Consider the following 17,626-nt stretch of genomic DNA (forward strand, 5'->3'; position numbering starts at 1 on the left):
AATGAACGCGCCCGCCCTCCTCCTCACTTCGCGCCGATCGACGCCTTGTATGCGCGCAACTGGGTGTCCTTGCCGAGATCGTCGGTGATTTCGGCCCAGCCGCTATCGATGGCTTTCATCGTGGCGTCCGCATCGATTTCACCCGCGACGAAGCGCGCGACCGCCGTATCGAGCACGACCTGTTCATAGCGCTGATTCTGCGGAATGCGCAGGTCGATGATCATGTTCGGGCTTTGCAGGCTCTGCTGGATCGCGCCGAGATACGACTTGGCGGCCGCGTCGCTCATGCCCGCCTTCTTCCACGCCGACATGTCCGTGAATTGCGAACGCCGATACGGATTGAAGCCCGATGCGCCGATCGTCACATCCACGTTCGATTGCGCCGGCTGGCTCATGAACGAGAGAAACGCATAAGCGGCGTCCTTCACCTTCGGCTTCGCCTTCGCATTGATACCGCCCGACCAACCGCCGAAGGCCGCGAACGGTGCGTGATTCACGCCGTCGATCGCATAAGGACACCGGGTCTTGTCGCACGGCACGAGCTTGCCCGTGTCGCGATCGACCACCTTGCGCGAGCCGGGCAGAATCACCGCGCCCACTTTGTCGATCACCTTCGACTGCTTCGGATCGATCGCCAGCACGCCGACATCGCCCCAGTCGAGCGTCAACGCGCAATGGCCGGAGATGAACGCGCTGCGCGTGTCGCCGACATCGAGATTGATTTCGTTGGGCGGTCCGTAAGTCGTCGATTCCTTGTAGACGCGCAACGCTTCCTTGAAGCCGTCGTTGTTCACGAGCGCCTTGAAGTTGCGCGGATCGAAGAACGCGCCTTGCGCCGTGCCCTTCGATTGCAGATAACCGCCCGCGATCGAGATGATCGCCCAGTACGCCTGCGCGTTACGCTTCTTCGAAATGCACGAACCCGCGACCGGCTTGCCGTCGCCGCCGAACGCCTTGCCGTTCGCGGCCTTTGCGATATCGAGGTAATCGTCCCAGGTTTTCGGCGGCTGCTTGCCAAGTTGCTGAAGGATATCCGTGCGGTAGTAGACCATCTGGAAGTCGCCATCGAGCGCGACGAGATAGGTCTTGCCGTTGTACTTCTGCGAGAAGTCGACGAAGAACGGCATCACGTCGTCTTCCTTCAACGCCGTGTCTTTGGCGACACGCTGCGTCAGGTCTTCAAGGAAGGCGCCCTTCGTGTAATCGACCATCCATTGCGGCGCGAATACCGCCGCATCGACGGAATTCGTGCCTGACGCCCAGTCCGTCAACAGCTTCTGATAAAGGTCAGAGAACGGCACCGTCAGCACATTCACTTTCGCGCCCGTGAGTTTCTCGAACTCGGGCGCGCGGCGTTGCAGCGGCTCGGCGATTTGCGGACCGACGAAAGTCATCACGTTGACGGTCACGCCCTTGAAGTCCTCGGCCGCGATCGCCGGCGACGCGGCGAGACATGCGGCCGCGAGCGCGGTCACGGCGCCCATTTGCTTGAACAGGTTCATTGTGTGTCTCCTCCATTGCGGTTGACCACATGTATGGCTCGTCTTTCTTGTCTCCTACTCCCTGAACAGATCCGGTCTTTCAGCGGAGAAGCGCCGCAGTTCCGCGACGACTTCATCCAGGTGATCGTGCATCGCGCGCGCGGCGGCATCGCCATCGCGCGCGCGGATCGCATCGGCGATACGTGTGTGCTCGGCGAGCGTATGCGCGTGACGCTCGGGACTCGCCATCAGACGGCGCGCGCGATCGAGCGCATTGCGCGATGCAGCGACGATCTCCTTCACGCGCGGCAAGTTGATTGCGTCGAGAAGCAATTCATGGAACGCGAGATCGAGCAGATGAAACTCGCGGCGCAGACCTTGCTGCACTGCTTCCGTTTCGCGGTCGAGGTTCGCATCGAGTGCATCGAGCGTGGCTGCGTCGCACGCAACGGCAAGCGTGCGCACGGTCTTCACTTCGAGCGCGCTGCGGATGAACAGATGCTGACGTATGTCGTGCATGACGATGGGCATGACGCGTGTGCCGCGCTGCGGCAAGACTTCGACGAGCCCCACGGTCGCAAGCTTGGCGAGTGCAGACGAAACCGGAAAGCGCGATACGCCCATGCGCTCGCACACCGCGAGCTTATCGATCATCATGCCGGGCTCCATCGCCAGATTGACGATGGCCGCGCGCAGCGCCTCCTCGACGGCGTCGGTGAGGCTGCCGCGCTCCGAACCGTGCAAGCGGGGCAACGCGCGGTAAGGGTCGGCGGCAAGACTGTTTTCATTCGTCGATGAGCTCACGCCGCCCTTGATTTCGCACTAACATGCTAGCAGGCTAGGAGGTGCAACACGGGTTGTCAATGTCGATTGCGCCCGTGCGTTGCAGCATATTCGGGCCTTTATGAAGGCCTCCGTTCGAACCCTGAGCATCGCCGTCACGACACCATCTGAGGAGATGAACATGACCAGCATCACGAAGCTCTCCGTGCGCGATATCCGCTTTCCCACTTCGCGTTCGCTCGACGGCTCGGACGCGATGAACGCCGCGCCCGACTATTCCGCCGCCTACGTGATACTCGAAACCGATGCGCCCGGACTCGCGGGTCATGGCCTCACATTCACGATCGGACGCGGCACCGAAGTCGTCGTCGCGGCGGTCGAGGCGCTGGCACCGCTCGTCGTCGGCAGGCGCATCGAGGATATCGCCGCGGACATGGGCGGCTTCTGGCGCGCGTTCACATCCGATAGTCAATTGCGCTGGATCGGCCCGGAGAAAGGCGTGATTCATCTCGCGACGGCTGCCGTCGTGAATGCCGTGTGGGATCTCTGGGCGAAGAGCGAGAAGAAGCCCGTGTGGAAACTGCTCGTCGATATGAGTCCGGAGCAGCTCGTGCGCTGTCTCGACTTCCGCTATGTGACCGATGCGATCACGCCATCGGAAGCACTCGCCTTATTGAAGCGCATTCATGGAACACGCGGAGAACGCGAAAAGGAAATGCTCGCTCAGGGCTTTCCCGCGTACACGACATCCGCCGGCTGGCTAGGTTATGACGACGACAAGATTCGCCGGCTCGCGCGTGAAGGCGTAGCGGCAGGCTGGACGCATTTCAAGCAGAAGGTCGGCGGCGATCTCGACGAAGATATGCGGCGCGCGCGCATTCTGCGCGAGGAAATCGGCCCCGACCGCAAGCTGATGATGGACGCGAACCAGGTCTGGGAAGTCGATGAAGCGATCGCGAACATGCGCCGTCTCGCGGAGTTCGATCCGTGGTGGATCGAAGAGCCCACGAACCCCGACGACGTGCTCGGTCACGCCGCGATCCGCAGGCGTCTTGCACCGATGATCGGCGTCGCGACCGGCGAGCATTGCCAGAATCGCGTGATCTTCAAGCAGTTGCTGCAAGCCGAAGCGATCGATTTCTGTCAGATCGATAGCTGCCGTCTCGGCGGTCTCAACGAAGTGCTCGTCGTGCTGCTGATGGCCGCGAAGTTCGGCGTGCCGGTGTGTCCTCATGCGGGCGGCGTCGGCTTGTGCGAGTATGTGCAGCATATTTCGCTGTTCGATTACATCTGCGTGTCGGGCTCGCTCGATCGTCGCGTGCTCGAATACGTCGATCATCTGCACGAGCATTTTCTCGATCCCGTCGTCATCGAAAACGGGCGCTATATGCCGCCGAAAGCGCCCGGCTACAGCATCGAGATGCACGCGGCATCGCTCGATCGATACGAGTTCGGCAAAGGAGAAGCATGGCGCGAATGAACGCTCCTTCGTGGCAGGACGTCGTCACGCAAACGCAACGCGCGCTCGCGTGCGGCGCGCTGCGTTCCTTCGACACGGTGCAAAGCGTGATCGAAGATGGCGGCGTGCCGTTTCTCGTGCGGCAAGCGGCGAACCTCGCGCGCAAGGAGGAAGCATCGAAGCTCGCGGCGAAGGCCACGGCAGACGCCGCAAGCGCATGGCGCGATCCGTTTTCTCCGTGCGAGGAAGCGCTGCGTGTGGGCGATATCGGCGAGCGGCACTTTCTGTTGCTCAACAAGTTCAACGTGCTCGCGCATCATCTGCTGATCGTGACGACGGACTTCGAGCCGCAGGAATCGCTGATCTGCGAGGATGACTTCGCCGCGCTCTTCGCATGCCTCGAACGCTTCGATGGCCTCGGCTTCTATAACGGCGGCACGATCGCCGGATCGAGCCAGCCGCACAAGCATCTGCAGATCGTGCCGCTGCCGCTCGATGGTCACGCCTTGCCCATCGAACCGTTCATCGACGCAGCGCACACGAGCGGCATTTTTCGCGCGCCGCAACTCGCGTTCGCGCACACGGCCGCACGGCTCGACGACGACGACCCCGCGAACGCCCAAGCAATCTATCTGCAACTGCTTAACGCGATCGGCGTGCAGCCGCTCGACGTCGCGGGCGTTGCGCATCAGAGCGCGCCTTACAACCTGCTCGTCACGCGCCGCTGGATGCTCGCGGTGCCGCGCGGGGTCTCGCATGTCGAAGGCGTCGCGGTGAATGCGCTCGGCTTCGCCGGCTCGCTCTTCGTGCGCGACGCTGCACAGCGCAACGTCGTCGAAACGCTCGGGCCGATGAAACTGCTCGCGAACGCAACCCTCTCTTGAAATCGGCGGCAGCGGCCCGCATGTCGGCTTCCAGACATCGGGAGTTCTAGGAACATGGGAAGCCGGCCTCAATTCATCGACGATCTTGCGCGCGGCGCGCAGGACGCCGCGCCCTCCGCCCCGCTCGGCCATATCGACGATTCAGCCCTGCTCGACGCCTATTCGCGCACGGTCATCGGTGCGCTCGAGCGCGTGCAGCAAGCCGTAGTGTTCATCGCAGTCGAGCGCCAGGTCGCCGATCCGCGCGGCGCGCGCCGCAATGTCGGCGGCACGGGCTCGGGATTCATCTTCACGCCGGACGGCTATCTGCTGACCAATAGCCATGTCGTGCATGGCGCGACGCATATCGTGGTCACGCTCGCGGACGGCGCGCGCTTCGATGCCGATCTCGTCGGCGACGATCCCGCGAGCGATCTCGCGGTGCTGCGCATCGGTTCGGCGGAGCCGCTGCCGCATGTCGAGCTCGGCGATTCGGGCAGCCTGCGCGTGGGGCAGATCGCGATCGCGGTGGGCAATCCGCTCGGGCTCGCGCAGACCGTCACGACGGGCGTCGTGTCCGCGCTCGGCCGCTCGCTGCGTTCGACCTCGGGCCGCATGATCTACGACGTCATCCAGACCGATGCCGCGCTCAATCCCGGCAACTCGGGCGGGCCGCTCATCAATTCGGCGGGGCAAGTGATCGGCGTGAACACCGCGATCATTTCCGGCGCGCAGGCCATCTCCTTCGCCACCGCGATCGACACGGCCAAGTGGGTCATCATGCAGATCTTCGCGTATGGGCGCGTGCGGCGTGCGTATATCGGCGTGGCGGGCACGACTACGCCGATCTCGCGGCGCGTGCAGCGCTTCTTCGAACTCGCATTCGCGAGCGGCGTGCATGTGATGGAGATCGTAAAAGGCAGTCCGGCCGCGCTCGGCGGTTTGCGCACGGGCGATCGTATCGTCGCGGTGGATGGCATCGCCGTCGATAGCGTCGATGGCTTGCAGCGCACGCTGGATGCATCGCGTATCGACAAGCCCGTGAAGATCGCGGTGCTGCGCGGGACGCAGAAGCTCGATATCGACGTGACGCCCGTCGAGCAAACGGGTTGACGCTGCGGCGGCGCATGTCGATCGTCCGATCGTCACACGCGCCGCCACGCACGTCGCTTCGCTTCATTTTCTGCTGCCGGTCTCCCGCGCCGGTTCTCCCGCGTGCCCCGTATCCCGTTCGTGCGCATCGGCGAAAACTTCCGCCAGGCGCTCGCGCAACGCGGCCGCATCGCGCCGCAACGGCTCGTTCGTCGATGCGACGATCAACGCATCGATGCGCCGCTGCCAGTACTCCGGCCGCATGACCGCATACCGTTTCGGTTCGCCGCGCTCCGTGGCCGCGACACGCTCCAGTTCCGCGATCATCCGCCCGATATGCGCGAGCTCCTCGTGCGCTTGTTGATCGGCGCTCACAGGCTCCTCCTCCCTCGTCCCGCGTCTCGATTCCCGCGCGGGTTCACCCATGCTAAACGGCATGGTCGAACGGTTTATTCCAGCGGTGAAAGCAAAAGAGACCTAAGCACATACCCGGGTCCGCGCTTTGCGCTATGTGTCGTGTCTTGACGGCTATGTGCGCTAACAGCCGGTCGCGCGTGCGCGGCTCCGGCTTAATGTGAAAGCAGCAGGCAGCGTTCGCGCGCACGGGCCGCCCCGTCGAACGATCCTGCCCTGTCGGGGAAGGTCCTAAAAAGGATTGCCATGACCACGCACAAGAAAAACCAGACGGCTCCGCGCCGCGAAGCGTTCCGTTGCACCGGCGCGCAACTCGATGCCTTATTGCGATTCGCCGAGGAACGCAAGCTCGACGATCAACCGCTGCATATCGTCGTCGCTGAATTCTGGCGCTATCAGGCGCACGCGAAAGCGGCCTGATCGTTCGCATTCATCGCGGGTTCGACGCATCGCCCATGCGGGCCGAGAGGCTTATTGTCCCGACAGCACCCGCTGCTTGAGCACCCAGATCGCGGTGGGCACCGCGTAATAGCCGCTGACGTTGCCGGTGACGAGTTTGCCCGTCACCTGGATGCGCGCGTTTTCCGTGGGCGTTGCATCGATGATCTGCACCGCCGACACGTTCGACTGCTGCCGCGCGCTCTGGCCCGTGCCCGCACTCAGCACGCAGATCGGGCCCGACAGCGCAAGCACCCACGCGGGCTTCGCGGATGCATCTCCTTCGTGCGCGGCCTGGCGCGTCGCCGTGCCTTCGAGCGTGACGACATCGCCGTCGTTATAGCAAGGCGCCGCCGCTGCGGAGCCTGCGATCAGTACGAGTACCCAAGCACAGGCTTTCGCAATCATTCGAACCTCGCGAAGAGCGCGTTGCGTGACGCGCGGATCCGGGAAAGAAGCTCAGCTACTTTAGGTGATAGCCGTTGGGGTCGCAACCTGCGGGAAACGGCTCATTGACACTCACCCTTTCAAAACCATCATGCGGGAACGCCCGTTGCTGAAGATCATCTGACGAATCGAACAGCGCGGAAGCGAATCGAAGACCGCGCAGGATGACATCAGTTGCTTGGTTCGTGGAAACGATACGGGCCGACAGAGGGGGCGACGATGAATCAGGTCATAGTTGGGGTGTTCGGATGCTATCGCGACGGACATGACGCGCTTCGCGCATTGCAGCTCGCAGGCCTGCGACGCGACGATGCGCATCTTTACCGGGCAGGACGCGGCGAAATCGACATCGATGCGCTGCTGCCGCCCACTCACGACGAAGACGATGCCGAGTACGTCGCGCACGGCGAGCATCAGGGCGTGATCGGCGCGCGCAACCGCTACGTGCCGCAAGAGCCGCTACAGCAACCGCAGACGCCGCCAGCCAGCGACGACGCCGCGCCGCAGCGCACCTTGCTCGTCATCCGCATCTCCGACGACATCAAGCCGGGCGCCATCGGCGACGTGCTGCACGAGCATGGCGCGATCGCCGTGAAGGACGCGAGCGGGCACTGGCGCTTCTCGCCGTTCAGGAATCCGGCAGGCGTCTGAGCGCGCGCATCTCAATGCATGCCGGGATGCGGCTTGCGTGTGGCGAGCCGCGTTTCGAGTTCGGCACGCTCGTCCTCTTCGGCTGCGTCGTCGGACGACGTTTCGTTTGCGAGATCGCGTACTTCCTGAGCTGCCGCGGCAGCACGCAAGCTTCGGCAATGCGCCGAACGGCGGAATGTCGCGAGCATGCGTACGACTTCGCGAGTTCTCGTTCTCATTGTTGCCTCCTTCGAAGCAGTTGAGAAACTACTTTAAGTGTAGGCGGCGGAGTCACGATGGCAAGCGCTTTGTGCGCAACAATCGACGGGTTACCTACTGATAGCTCATCGTGAAAATAGCGGTCGCGTGGAAGTCGCCGGGCGAAACGGCCGCGGCGCCGAGGCGGTAATACTGGGCGAAGAACGTGAAGGACGTGTTGCCCGTCGTCCCCGCTGTCAGCGGCAGTGCGTTATCCAGAGCAAGCGGCGCTTGAGCAGAATCCAGCAACTGCACGCCGACGCCTTGCGCCGAGCCTGTACTGGCCAGTACGCTCGGCACGCCGGTGTTGCCCGACGTGGAACTGAAGGTCACAGCCACTTTCACCCCCGGCTGACAGATCAGATCCAGTTTGAAGGATGTTTTTCCGGCCACCGCACCCGCCGCACCGAGCGTTGAGGTTCCGATAGTCGGAAGCGTGACGGTCTGATTGGCCGTCGCGCTCGACACGCTGCACGTCACGGTCCGAACGGGCGTGCCGTTCGGAATCGTCATGGACTTCACGCCGTTGTTCAGCGCAATACCCGTGTTCAGCACGCCGGCGTCATAGCGCACGCCGGAAAACGAACCTCCGCTGATCGGGCCCGTCTTGACGAGTTCGAACGACCCCGCGACGTTGAAATCGCCCGTCGCCCCGACCGTCCCTAGGGACGAGTCCGTCGAACAAGCCCCCGTGCCGATCAACGGTTTGCCCGATCCATCGCGCATTCTCGTTCCGACGCCGGCGACGTTCGTCGGATAAACGCCCGTCATGCCGGAGACCTCGGCGCCGCTGAGGGGACAAGTAACGACCGGCCGGTTGAAAGTCGAGTTCGACGTGCATCTGCCGACGAGCTGATACGTCCTGACCGTTCCCGGTATGACTTCGCCGATCGCCAGGCTCTCCGACACCACGACCGATCCGTAGTTGAACAATGGCATCCCCCCGTTGACCGGGCAGTCGGCCCGCGCATGCCCTGCGAACGAGAAGAACAAGGTAAAGACGGCGATCAGGCGCAGGACGCGCGCAATCCATCCGATCGGTTTCGATGCGCTCATGCTTTAGGTTTCCTTCGTGCTCGCGTGCCGGTCTGCTCGACACCGCGCGCAAAAAAATGCGTCCTCGGACTATGGTTCGTTCACGAAATCGCGAGGCTCCCGAGCCGCATGCGAGACTATTGGTAAGACATCGTGAATGTCGCCAGTGCCTTGACACTGCCGGCGGATACATCGCCGGTGCGTACGTATCGCGCGGTCAGCGGCACCTGCAGCGTCCCGTTGGGCGATGTCCCGATCGACCATTGATTCGTGTTCCCCGGTGTGGCCGAGTCCGGGCCGAACGAAACGGGCGTGCCGGCGCTGTTGAGGATCTGGATGCCGACGCCCGCCGCAGTCGATCCGGGCGCGAGCTGCAGCGCCGTGCCGCGGTTCGCGGGATTGACGCTGTCGGTAAGTGTAATGAGCACCGTCGATCCGGTCCGGCAGGAAAACGACAAGGCGAACGCCTTGGGCGCGGTCGTCGCGCCGATCGAGCCGAGATTGTGACTGTCGGCAGTAGGCAGATCGACGGAAACGCTGGTCTGGCTGACCGAGCAGGTGGCGTGTGTAAGAACACCCGAGGCCGAGCCATCGTAGGCGGGACGCTGAGGCCACGGACCTGCCGTTTCGTTCGTGCTCAAACTGAATCCGATCACGGGTGCGGATGTCAGCGTCGTTGCGCCGGGCGCGACCGGCCCCGTGACGATCAGCGATGCAGTGATAAAGACGCTGTACGGGACATATGGACCGCCGACAGGTCCGCTGAACGTGCAGTTGAACGAGAACGTGCCGTTCTGCAGCGTCTGATTGACGATATTGCATTGTCCTCCCGGCGAGTTGAGCGTGTACCGGACGCCCAGCCCCGCGATACCCGTCTGATACACGTCGGAAAATCCGGCTGCGAGTGGAGTCGTCGTGCTGAGCGTGCCCGTCAAAAGCGCCGTCGTGGTGTTCGTCCCGCCGGCCACGAAACGACATTGGACGATGAAGTTGAAAGGCGCGAGCGTGCTGACCGTCAATCCCGTCGCCGCACCCACCGGAACCACGATGGTGCCCGCGGCAAGCGTGTTGTTGAAATTCGGGTTGTTGCAGGTGGAATTGGCATGCGCGGGTATCGCAACGAACAACGTCAGGAGTGCCGCGATCACGAAGACAAACCAGCGCGCCGCGCCGCTCATGCCGAAAGTCCGGTCTCGTTCGAATCTCATCCTGGTCTCACTCGGCAATGGCTGAAGGCGTCGTCGCCGCAACCCTCGTATGCGAAGCGATGCAATGCGACTCCACCGACGCATACCCCGTCATCGCCTTATCGCTCCTCTCAGGCAACGCATACGCGATGCTGCATTGCTCGTTCGCGCGGTCGCCCCATTTGACGACGAGCGTGCCCTTATCCTCGATGCCGCGCGCGAAAATCCGGCTGTCCTGCGCGACGACGCCCACCACATGCCCCGCGCCATCGGAGACTTCCGCGCCGAACGGCAGCGCATCGCCGGCGAGGCGCGGCGCGCGGATCAGCGCGGCGCGGCCCGTCACCGTCTTGTACCTGAGCATGACGATCGACCCGGAACGCGGCGCGACCTGTTCGGACGTCGACTGAAGCTCGGTATCGAGAGAACTGCCCCGCGGATCGACGTCCACGTTGTTCATGCTGTAGGGCGTGAGATAAGGCACGACCGCGTAACCGTGCGAATCGATCTTCACGCCGGTCGCGCCCGATACGCCTGCGCCCTCGGCGCCCTTCGCCTCGACGATGCCGAAGGTATCGCCGACCGTCTGCGAGAACGTCACGCCGCCCGGATGCGCGACGATCGATCCGCTCACGCCCGCCGACACCTGCGACGAGCCCGCCCCGCCGCTTGCCGACGCGCTGACCTGCGCATGCGACGCGCGCCACGCGCCGCTCACGCCCACATTCGAACTCATGCTCGCGCCCGGCAACTGCGCCATCGATCCATACGCGTTGTACGAGTACTGATTGCGTTCCCCCGCCGTTCCGCCGACGTTCGCCTGAATGTTCGTCGCGCCGCCGTTCATGTTCAGATTCGTCGTGAGTTGCGGCGCATGTTGCGAGCGACCGAGCGGAATGGTCGTGCTCACCATGAACTGATTCGACATCGTGCCGTCCGAATTCTGCGTGCGGCCCGCAGTCACACTATAGGTGCCGTATTTGAAGCTGTTCGAATAACCGGCCTGATAGAAAATGTCGTTTCCCGGACGGTTCCAGTAGCTTTGCGACGAGGCCGTCGCGAACACCGAACCGTGCTTGCCGAGCCGCTGATCGATGGTCAGTTGCACGCGGCCGCGATTGCGATCGGCCGGATTGCCGCCGTCCCGCGCGGCGTCGCGCAAGCGGGCGGCATCGGCGAAGGAAAGATAGCTGCTGTCGGAATAACGGTATGCGCCGAGCGAAAGATTGGTGCCGGTCGGATCGACGAATTTGGCATAGCCGATATGCAGGCTCTTGCCCTGCATCGCCTGTTTGCCCGGAATTTGCGTGCGCGCGGCCGTGATATCGCTCGCGAATGCGCCGTACTTCGTATTGAGCGCCGCGCCGACATTCACGGCGGCATAGCCCTCCGATGCGATCGCGCCGCCGTAGAGCGTGACCAGATTCGTCAGGCCCCGCTGTAGCGTGAATTGCGCGAAAGCGGGTTTCGTGAAGAGCGAGTCGTCGCGCAGTTGTCCCGCCGTGACCGCGAAGCGCGTCGTGCCCGGACGCAGCGATTGCGCAACCGATGCATAAGGCACCGTGAAGCGCCTCGCGCGTCCGTCGGCTTCCGTGACGGTGACATCGAGATTGCCGCCCGAACCCGTTGCATAGAGATCGCGGATTTCGAACGGGCCGGGCGTCACGCTCGTTTCGTAGATGATCAGCCCGTTCTGACGCACCGTCACGAGCGCGTTCGAATCCGCCGTGCCACGCACGACAGGCGCGAAGCCGCGCAACGATTCGGGCAGCATGCGATCGTCCGTGGCGATCTGCACGCCGCGAAACGCCACGCTATCGAACACGTCGCCGGTCGTTTGCGCGTCGCCGAGCACGGCTTGCGCGCGCATGCGGGTTATGTCGTGCTGCACGAAGGTGGCGATGTTGTCGAACTGCGTCGCCTGCCCGGTCGATGCAGTCAGCGAAGACTGATGACGAAAATACCATCCGCCGACGTTCACGCCTGCGTTGAGCCCCAGATAATTCTGCGTCGATTGCTCGCCGCCCGCTCGCGTCCGATAGGTGTTCGCGTTGTAACTCAGGAAGCCCGCATTCACGCCGCGATCCCACAGCTCCGGCGATACATATCCGCGCGCCGACGCGCGCATGTAACGCTGGGGAATGGAAAGCACGAGTTTCTGCTCGCTGAACTCGAAGTCGATCGAGGTTTCCGGCACGAGCGCGCGCAAATCGATGCACGCGTCCGCCGACGCCTCACCGCTGTACTGCCTGCGCTCCGTCGCGAGTCCGGCGAAGTCGAAGCCCGCGCTTTCGAGCATCGTGCGCGTCAGACACGGTGTCGCGTTCTCGCCTTCGCGCGCCGTCACGAAACGCGTTTCGTCACGCTTGACGCGATTGCCGTTCACGATGATGTCGACCGAGTAGATGCCCGGCGACACCATGTTGTCGCGAGAAAATCGCCTTGCGTCGAAATCGCTCCCTGAATCCACGCGCAGAAACGTGGTGTCGAACTCGACCGCGCCGGATGCTTCGCTGGCGCGCGCCTGCATCGCGCTCGCGAAGGCCATCAGGACCAGCGCGGCGACACCGCTCAGTTTGGGCGAAGAAAGCGACTGATTTCGACGGCACTTCATATCTCGGCAATCTCGGTTTGTCGAACATCGACGGAGGGATGTCCAGCAAACCGATGCTATTTTTTATCGAGATAGAAGTACCTAGGACGAGTTCTAATTCTGAGATGGGTGAACAGTCTGTTTCAAAGACCGTCATGAACGCATCGAGGATGCGCGGGGAACAGCGCGCGAGAAGAAGCGCGCTGTGCGTGATGACGTAATGGTGCGCTTCTGCGCCGCTACTGTCCGATGAGGGTGGCGTCACCTTCGATGGGACCGCCGTAATCGCTGATCGCGATGAAATGAATCTTTCCGCTCGTGACGCCGCTCATGTCCGGCACCGGGATGATTTGCGTGGAACGTGGCGCGACCATGCCGCCCGTTTCGTTCTTGTACGTGCGTCCATTGGACGAAACAGAAATTTCGCTGAACGAAACGTGATACGCGCTCGTATTCGATACGGAGAGCGCCAGGCCCGCGCCTTCGGGCGCCGGCACGACGCGCCATTCGAGCGATTTCGGCGCCTCGTCCGGGCTGCCTGGAAGTCGCGGCGGACGCACGAAGACCTTGATTCGCGTTCGATAGGCCAGTTGCAGCGTGTTCGTGCTGGCCTTGGCGTCAGTCTTGGGCGGAACGTCGAGCACGTTCAGCCAAAACACCGACTCGCGATCTTGCGGCAGTGCGTCGCCGCCGTACATCAGGCGCAAGGTCTGCGATTTGTTCGGGTCCATGCGGAAAATCGGCGGCGTGATGACGAAGGGCGTCTTGATGTCGCCGGGCTTCGCGTCCGCGTTGCCATCGTCCATCCATACCTGCACGAGCGCCGGCGTGCGGCTATCGTTGTTCAGCTTCACGCTGACTTCCCGCTGATCGAGCGGATAAATCACGCGCGTGCCGCCTATCGTGACGCTGGCATGCGCGGCGACCGCGAACAATACCGAGAACATTATCGATATCGCAATCAACCATTTCATTATTTTCATGACAGCCGTCCAATTTCTCCGCGCGCCTGCGCAAAAGCCGGACCGTCCCTCATCGGAACGTCCGGCGCGCTCATTACTGATATTGCGTCGTGTATTGCACCGTCGTGTTGACGCTGCCCGCGGTCGCCTTGCCCGTTGCGTAATACTGGGCGAAATAGTTCAACGTAGCGGCGCCGCCCGAGATCGTCGCGCCGTTCGTGGCTAAGTCGTTGTTCTGGTTGGTGAGGATATTGATAGGCTGCATTTTTGCGTTTAGCAAGCGCACCTGAACGTTGCCCGCGGGCGATGCCGACGCCTGGTTCACGAGATTGCCGCTGGTCTGATCGACCGTCGGACCGTTTTCGAAACGTGCTACCGCTTTCGTCGCCGTGCCGCCGCAACCGCTCAACGCGAGCGTGATATCGCCGAGGTTCGACGTGCCTGCCGTCGCGCCGGCAGCCGACAACGCGCCGGAGTCCACGGTCGGCAGCGTCGCCGTGACGTTGGCCGGCGTGCCGTTCGCGACACCGTTGATCGAGCACGTCGTGTCGCTGACCGCGCCGTTGATGGTGATGGTGCCGTCGCCGGCGTGCGCGTTCATCGACATCAGAGCGACGACGCTCATGGAGACGAAGGCGGCTGCGAGGGTGATGCGTTTTTGCATGTAATGCTCCAGAAAACTCGTAATGGATGACTTCGGACCGATTCGACGCGCATGGCTCGGCTTTGAATGCCACGACACATCGGAGAACGCTTTGCGCTTTCATCCAGCGTGATGTCTGGTGGCTGGCTGTGGCTGCGATCTGTGAAGGAGATAGTAAAAAAGGGCGCCTAGGAAATCTCTAATCCAATTCTCAATTTGAGATGGCGTTCTTTAGGAGGAAAAAAGCCGAAGTGGACGAATCGAAGCGCGCTTTTCATGCATTGGTCCGACGATTGACGGCCCTTTTCCACGCCGAATCCCAATTTGTCCGAACCGTCTAGTACATTTCCCGCATCGTGACCTGTGCACAACAAGGCGGAAAAGAACTTTACTGTCGCCTTGCCAGCACCCTGCGATGCCGGGAGAATCGGAGCAACGGTCTGAGAGCCGTTCCTTCATATATGCCGTCAGCAAAAACGCCGGGCAACGGTTCGCTGCGCGTGGCGGCGAATCACGAGAACTCGATGGCAACGCTAGAGGGCAAGACGCGATACCGCATTGATACCGATAACACCGGCGCCGGTATCGCCATCATGATCCTGACGACCGCGACCTTCGCGGCAAGCGATTCCACCGTCAAGCTGATCGGCACCGCAGTCCCTCTACTTGCGCTTCTCTGGGTACGCTATCTTTTTCAGATGGTCGTGATGGGCGTCTGGCAGGTGCGGCGCCGTGCATTCGGTCTGTTCCGCTCGGGCAGCGTCAAGCTGCAGGTCGTGCGGGCGGTGCTGCTGCTTACCAATTCCGCATGCACGTTCGCGGGCTTGCGGCATCTGCCGCTGCCGGTTTCGACTTCTCTCGCGATGCTCGCGCCGCTCATTTCCACGCTGCTCGCCGCGCTCGTCCTGAAGGACGAAGTGCCGCGCAGCAAATGGGCGATGGTCGTGCTCGGCTTCATCGGCATGCTGCTCGTCGTGCGGCCGGGCGGCAGCCAGTTCAGCTGGACCGTGATCTTTCCGATCGGCGCGGCGGCGACCTTCGCGTGCTTTCAGGTGGTGTCGAGCCATCTCTCGCGCGTCGACGATGCGATCACGACCAACTTCCTCACGGCGCTCGTCGCCACGATCCTGCTGTGCGTGCTCGTCTGGATGGATCAGGCCGAAACCTTGCCCGCGCTCGCGCAGGTGCGGATCGGAAGCTGGCTGCTCGTCGTCTTCATGGCGACGATGGCGACCCTCGGGCACGGACTCATGCTTCAGGCGCTCAAGCGCGCCCCGCTCTCCGTGCTGACGCCGTTTGCCTACGGACAGCTCGCGTTCGCGGCGCTCTTCAGCTGGCTGCTGTTCGGACAGGTGCCGGACTTCTGGATGGCGATCGGCATGTGCGTGATCGCCGCGAGCGGCATCGGCACCGTACTCCTGCACGGACGCAAGACAGCACCGGCTGTATCGACGGAAGTCTGACCCTCAGGGAAACGCGAAAGCCGAAGCGGACGCAATCAGTTGGCGGAATGCGCCTGCTGCGCCTGACCCGTGCAGAGCCAGTGCGGATCGATGTCGAGCGCCCGCGCGATTCGGCTGAATGCCGCGAACGGCGGAACCGTGATGCCCCGACGCCAGAATTGCACGTCGTGCTCGCTCACATCGAGCCAGCCGGCGGCTTTGGCGGAACTGACGTTGGCCTTCTGCAAGGCGCGGTCGAGTCGTGCGGCCATGGCGCGCCGCAAGGTGTTGTCTTCGTGACTACGTTCAAGGTGGCCAAGGGTTTGGGAATGTCGCCCCATTTTCTTCAATTCTCTCGATTTATATCTTTATGCCGTTCAGCGCCGGCTCATTCGCGCGAAGGTGAATCCTACGGATTCACGATGACGAGGCAGTGACAGATATACCGGTAAAGACCGTGTCCGCCGAATGCCCGTATGCGCGTGTTGCAGTGCGAGATTCTTCCAATTGACGCACCAATGCGTCAAGTGGGGAAACAACGCATTCGGTAAGTTTGGGCTTAGGTGTTTACGCGAGTGCGGCCTCCCCGGCGTGCCGGATACAACTCAATTGCCGCCTAACTTCGCCGTCCGACTGGTCGGATTTTTCCGCGTACTGGAATACTGCCGAAAAGCAAATGGTCGTTCGGATTATGTGATGTATGATCAAACCAGTTGCTTTTAATGAGCCTGCTCATTTACTTATCGCCAGCGGCGATTTTTGAATAATGGGCGACATGGTTTAAAGTCAAGCCGGGAAAACGTAATTGACACTCCACATCGTTCCCTTAGAATAGACCAATCGCTGCACTGCACAAATTCATCGCGTATTCAATTGGCAACTTCCATATGGAGTCGAGCATGAGCAGTTTTACGCCGGAAAATGTAATCGCGTCACAGAAGGCGGGCGTCGACACGACTTTTGGTCTCGCCACACAAGTCGTCGGGGGTTTCGAAAAACTGGTCGATCTGAACGTGCGCACGGTCAGGACGGCGCTCGACGAACATCAGGCGCTGCTCGCCAAGACGTTCTCCGTGCGCGATCCGCAGGAATTCTTCGCGCTCCAGAACCAGCATCTGCAAAACAGCGCGCAGCGCGTGCAGGCGTACTGGACGAGCGTCAACGAGATCACAACGGGTGTGCGCGGCGGGTATATCGAAGCGGCGCAGGATCAGATCGAGAAGTCGCAGCGTAACGCCCAGGCAATCTTCGAAAGCCTCGTGAGCAACGCGCCCGTCGGCAGCGAAGCCGTCGTGACGGCGTGGAAAACCGCGATCGATGCCGCGACCCAATCGGCGAATTCGGCATACGAAGCCGCCAAAAAGGCTGCGAAGCAAGTGGTCGAAGCGGCGCAGAACGACGCCACCGTCGCGAATCAGACGGCCGTACGCGCCGTATCGTCGAAAACGGCGAGCGCGAAGAAGTAAATCGCGGGATATCGGCAAGCAAGGCGGACGCGTTCCGCCTTTTTCTTTTTGAGCGTCAGCCGCCGAGGCTCTTCAGCACCAGCTCATGCGAGCGTCCGATCCACACGGCTGAATCGCGATGATCGACGAGCGCGTCGCCCGTATTCGGATGCATGAAGACATCGAGCGCGCCGTGATTGAGCGTGAGCCAGGCGAGCATCGGCGCGAGCAGGTCGCCGCCGAATCCCAATTGAAACGACCACATCGGATGCGGTCCGACCGGCCGTTCGTGAAAGCGTCCAAGGCGCAATGCGCCGCTTTGCAACTCCGCTGCGAATCGTTGCTCGATCACGAGCCGAAGCTGCCATGCGGCGTCGCGGCTCACGGCATCGAAATAGATGTGCGCATGCCAGTCGGCGATCGTGCGGGTGTCCGTGGCGTTCATCGTTTCATC

The 17,626-nt window shown here is 62.2% G+C and carries 19 protein-coding genes; 7 read left to right on the top strand and 12 right to left on the bottom strand.

From position 1 onward, the window contains the following. Nucleotides 1–23: 23 nt before the first annotated feature. Together QCE73_RS30920 and QCE73_RS30925 are read right to left on the bottom strand one after the other, a co-directional pair. Nucleotides 24–1,502, bottom strand: a complete 1,479-nt coding sequence (locus QCE73_RS30920) for an extracellular solute-binding protein (protein ID WP_309884896.1) — start codon at nucleotides 1,500–1,502, stop codon at nucleotides 24–26. Nucleotides 1,503–1,556: 54 nt separating this feature from the next. Further along, entirely contained in the window at nucleotides 1,557–2,285 is a 729-nt protein-coding gene (locus tag QCE73_RS30925) for a GntR family transcriptional regulator (RefSeq protein WP_309884897.1), read from the bottom strand. A 160-nt stretch (nucleotides 2,286–2,445) separates the two neighbouring features. Here QCE73_RS30925 and QCE73_RS30930 point away from each other — a divergent pair, with 160 nt between their 5' ends. From QCE73_RS30930 to QCE73_RS30940, 3 genes are read left to right on the top strand one after another with little or no spacing between them, the layout of a single operon-like run. Further along, nucleotides 2,446–3,744, top strand: a complete 1,299-nt coding sequence (locus QCE73_RS30930; RefSeq protein ID WP_309884898.1) for an L-fuconate dehydratase — start codon at nucleotides 2,446–2,448, stop codon at nucleotides 3,742–3,744. Then, nucleotides 3,732–4,607, top strand: coding sequence for a DUF4922 domain-containing protein (locus QCE73_RS30935; RefSeq protein WP_309884899.1), 876 nt, complete (start codon nucleotides 3,732–3,734; stop codon nucleotides 4,605–4,607). The genes QCE73_RS30930 and QCE73_RS30935 overlap by 13 nt, the downstream gene beginning before the upstream one ends. Before the next feature lie 54 nt (nucleotides 4,608–4,661). Beyond that, entirely contained in the window at nucleotides 4,662–5,699 is a 1,038-nt protein-coding gene (locus tag QCE73_RS30940) for a S1C family serine protease (RefSeq protein ID WP_035506043.1), read from the top strand. A gap of 63 nt (nucleotides 5,700–5,762) precedes the next feature. Here the strand turns inward: QCE73_RS30940 and QCE73_RS30945 are convergent, their stop codons facing one another. Beyond that, entirely contained in the window at nucleotides 5,763–6,053 is a 291-nt protein-coding gene (locus QCE73_RS30945) for a hypothetical protein (protein ID WP_035506045.1), read from the bottom strand. Nucleotides 6,054–6,338: 285 nt separating this feature from the next. Here QCE73_RS30945 and QCE73_RS30950 point away from each other — a divergent pair, with 285 nt between their 5' ends. Next, a complete protein-coding gene (locus tag QCE73_RS30950) occupies nucleotides 6,339–6,512 on the top strand; it encodes a hypothetical protein (protein WP_309884900.1) in 174 nt (57 codons plus the stop codon). Between the two features lie 51 nt (nucleotides 6,513–6,563). Here QCE73_RS30950 and QCE73_RS30955 read toward each other — a convergent pair whose 3' ends face one another. After that, nucleotides 6,564–6,938 (bottom strand): hypothetical protein, encoded by a 375-nt coding sequence (locus QCE73_RS30955; RefSeq protein WP_035506047.1) that lies wholly within the window; start codon nucleotides 6,936–6,938, stop codon nucleotides 6,564–6,566. Between the two features lie 258 nt (nucleotides 6,939–7,196). Here QCE73_RS30955 and QCE73_RS30960 point away from each other — a divergent pair, with 258 nt between their 5' ends. Next, nucleotides 7,197–7,628 (top strand): hypothetical protein, encoded by a 432-nt coding sequence (locus tag QCE73_RS30960; protein ID WP_309884901.1) that lies wholly within the window; start codon nucleotides 7,197–7,199, stop codon nucleotides 7,626–7,628. A gap of 11 nt (nucleotides 7,629–7,639) precedes the next feature. Here the strand turns inward: QCE73_RS30960 and QCE73_RS30965 are convergent, their stop codons facing one another. The 6 genes from QCE73_RS30965 to QCE73_RS30990 all read right to left on the bottom strand — a co-directional run bounded on the left by QCE73_RS30965 (nucleotide 7,640) and on the right by QCE73_RS30990 (nucleotide 14,306). Further along, a complete protein-coding gene (locus QCE73_RS30965; protein ID WP_309884902.1) occupies nucleotides 7,640–7,846 on the bottom strand; it encodes a hypothetical protein in 207 nt (68 codons plus the stop codon). Nucleotides 7,847–7,940: 94 nt separating this feature from the next. Continuing rightward, complete coding sequence (locus QCE73_RS30970; protein ID WP_309884903.1) at nucleotides 7,941–8,921, bottom strand: fimbrial protein; 981 nt, start codon at nucleotides 8,919–8,921, stop codon at nucleotides 7,941–7,943. Between the two features lie 116 nt (nucleotides 8,922–9,037). After that, on the bottom strand, nucleotides 9,038–10,108 hold the full coding sequence (locus tag QCE73_RS30975; protein ID WP_309884904.1) for a fimbrial protein: 1,071 nt from the start codon (nucleotides 10,106–10,108) through the stop codon (nucleotides 9,038–9,040). Nucleotides 10,109–10,115: 7 nt separating this feature from the next. Then, a complete protein-coding gene (locus QCE73_RS30980; RefSeq protein WP_309884905.1) occupies nucleotides 10,116–12,701 on the bottom strand; it encodes a fimbria/pilus outer membrane usher protein in 2,586 nt (861 codons plus the stop codon). A gap of 218 nt (nucleotides 12,702–12,919) precedes the next feature. Further along, a complete protein-coding gene (locus QCE73_RS30985) occupies nucleotides 12,920–13,627 on the bottom strand; it encodes a fimbria/pilus periplasmic chaperone (RefSeq protein ID WP_309884906.1) in 708 nt (235 codons plus the stop codon). Nucleotides 13,628–13,736: 109 nt separating this feature from the next. Further along, on the bottom strand, nucleotides 13,737–14,306 hold the full coding sequence (locus QCE73_RS30990; protein ID WP_035506169.1) for a fimbrial protein: 570 nt from the start codon (nucleotides 14,304–14,306) through the stop codon (nucleotides 13,737–13,739). 503 nt (nucleotides 14,307–14,809) lie between these two features. On the opposite strand from QCE73_RS30990, the gene QCE73_RS30995 reads away from it, so the two are divergent. Further along, nucleotides 14,810–15,748: a DMT family transporter gene (locus QCE73_RS30995; protein WP_309884907.1), complete on the top strand. Its 939-nt coding sequence runs from the start codon at nucleotides 14,810–14,812 to the stop codon at nucleotides 15,746–15,748. A 35-nt stretch (nucleotides 15,749–15,783) separates the two neighbouring features. On the opposite strand, the gene QCE73_RS31000 is transcribed toward QCE73_RS30995, so the two are convergent. Next, the gene (locus QCE73_RS31000) at nucleotides 15,784–15,999 is read right to left on the bottom strand and encodes a helix-turn-helix transcriptional regulator (protein ID WP_081818272.1); all 216 of its coding nucleotides are present in this window, start codon (nucleotides 15,997–15,999) and stop codon (nucleotides 15,784–15,786) included. Nucleotides 16,000–16,626: 627 nt separating this feature from the next. On the opposite strand from QCE73_RS31000, the gene QCE73_RS31005 reads away from it, so the two are divergent. After that, nucleotides 16,627–17,193 (top strand): phasin family protein, encoded by a 567-nt coding sequence (locus tag QCE73_RS31005; RefSeq protein WP_309884909.1) that lies wholly within the window; start codon nucleotides 16,627–16,629, stop codon nucleotides 17,191–17,193. Nucleotides 17,194–17,248: 55 nt separating this feature from the next. Here the strand turns inward: QCE73_RS31005 and QCE73_RS31010 are convergent, their stop codons facing one another. After that, complete coding sequence (locus tag QCE73_RS31010; RefSeq protein ID WP_309884910.1) at nucleotides 17,249–17,617, bottom strand: DOPA 4,5-dioxygenase family protein; 369 nt, start codon at nucleotides 17,615–17,617, stop codon at nucleotides 17,249–17,251. Between the last annotated feature and the right edge of the window lie 9 nt (nucleotides 17,618–17,626).

The organism is Caballeronia sp. LZ029 (assembly GCF_031451275.1).
Lineage (GTDB): Bacteria > Pseudomonadota > Gammaproteobacteria > Burkholderiales > Burkholderiaceae > Caballeronia > Caballeronia jiangsuensis.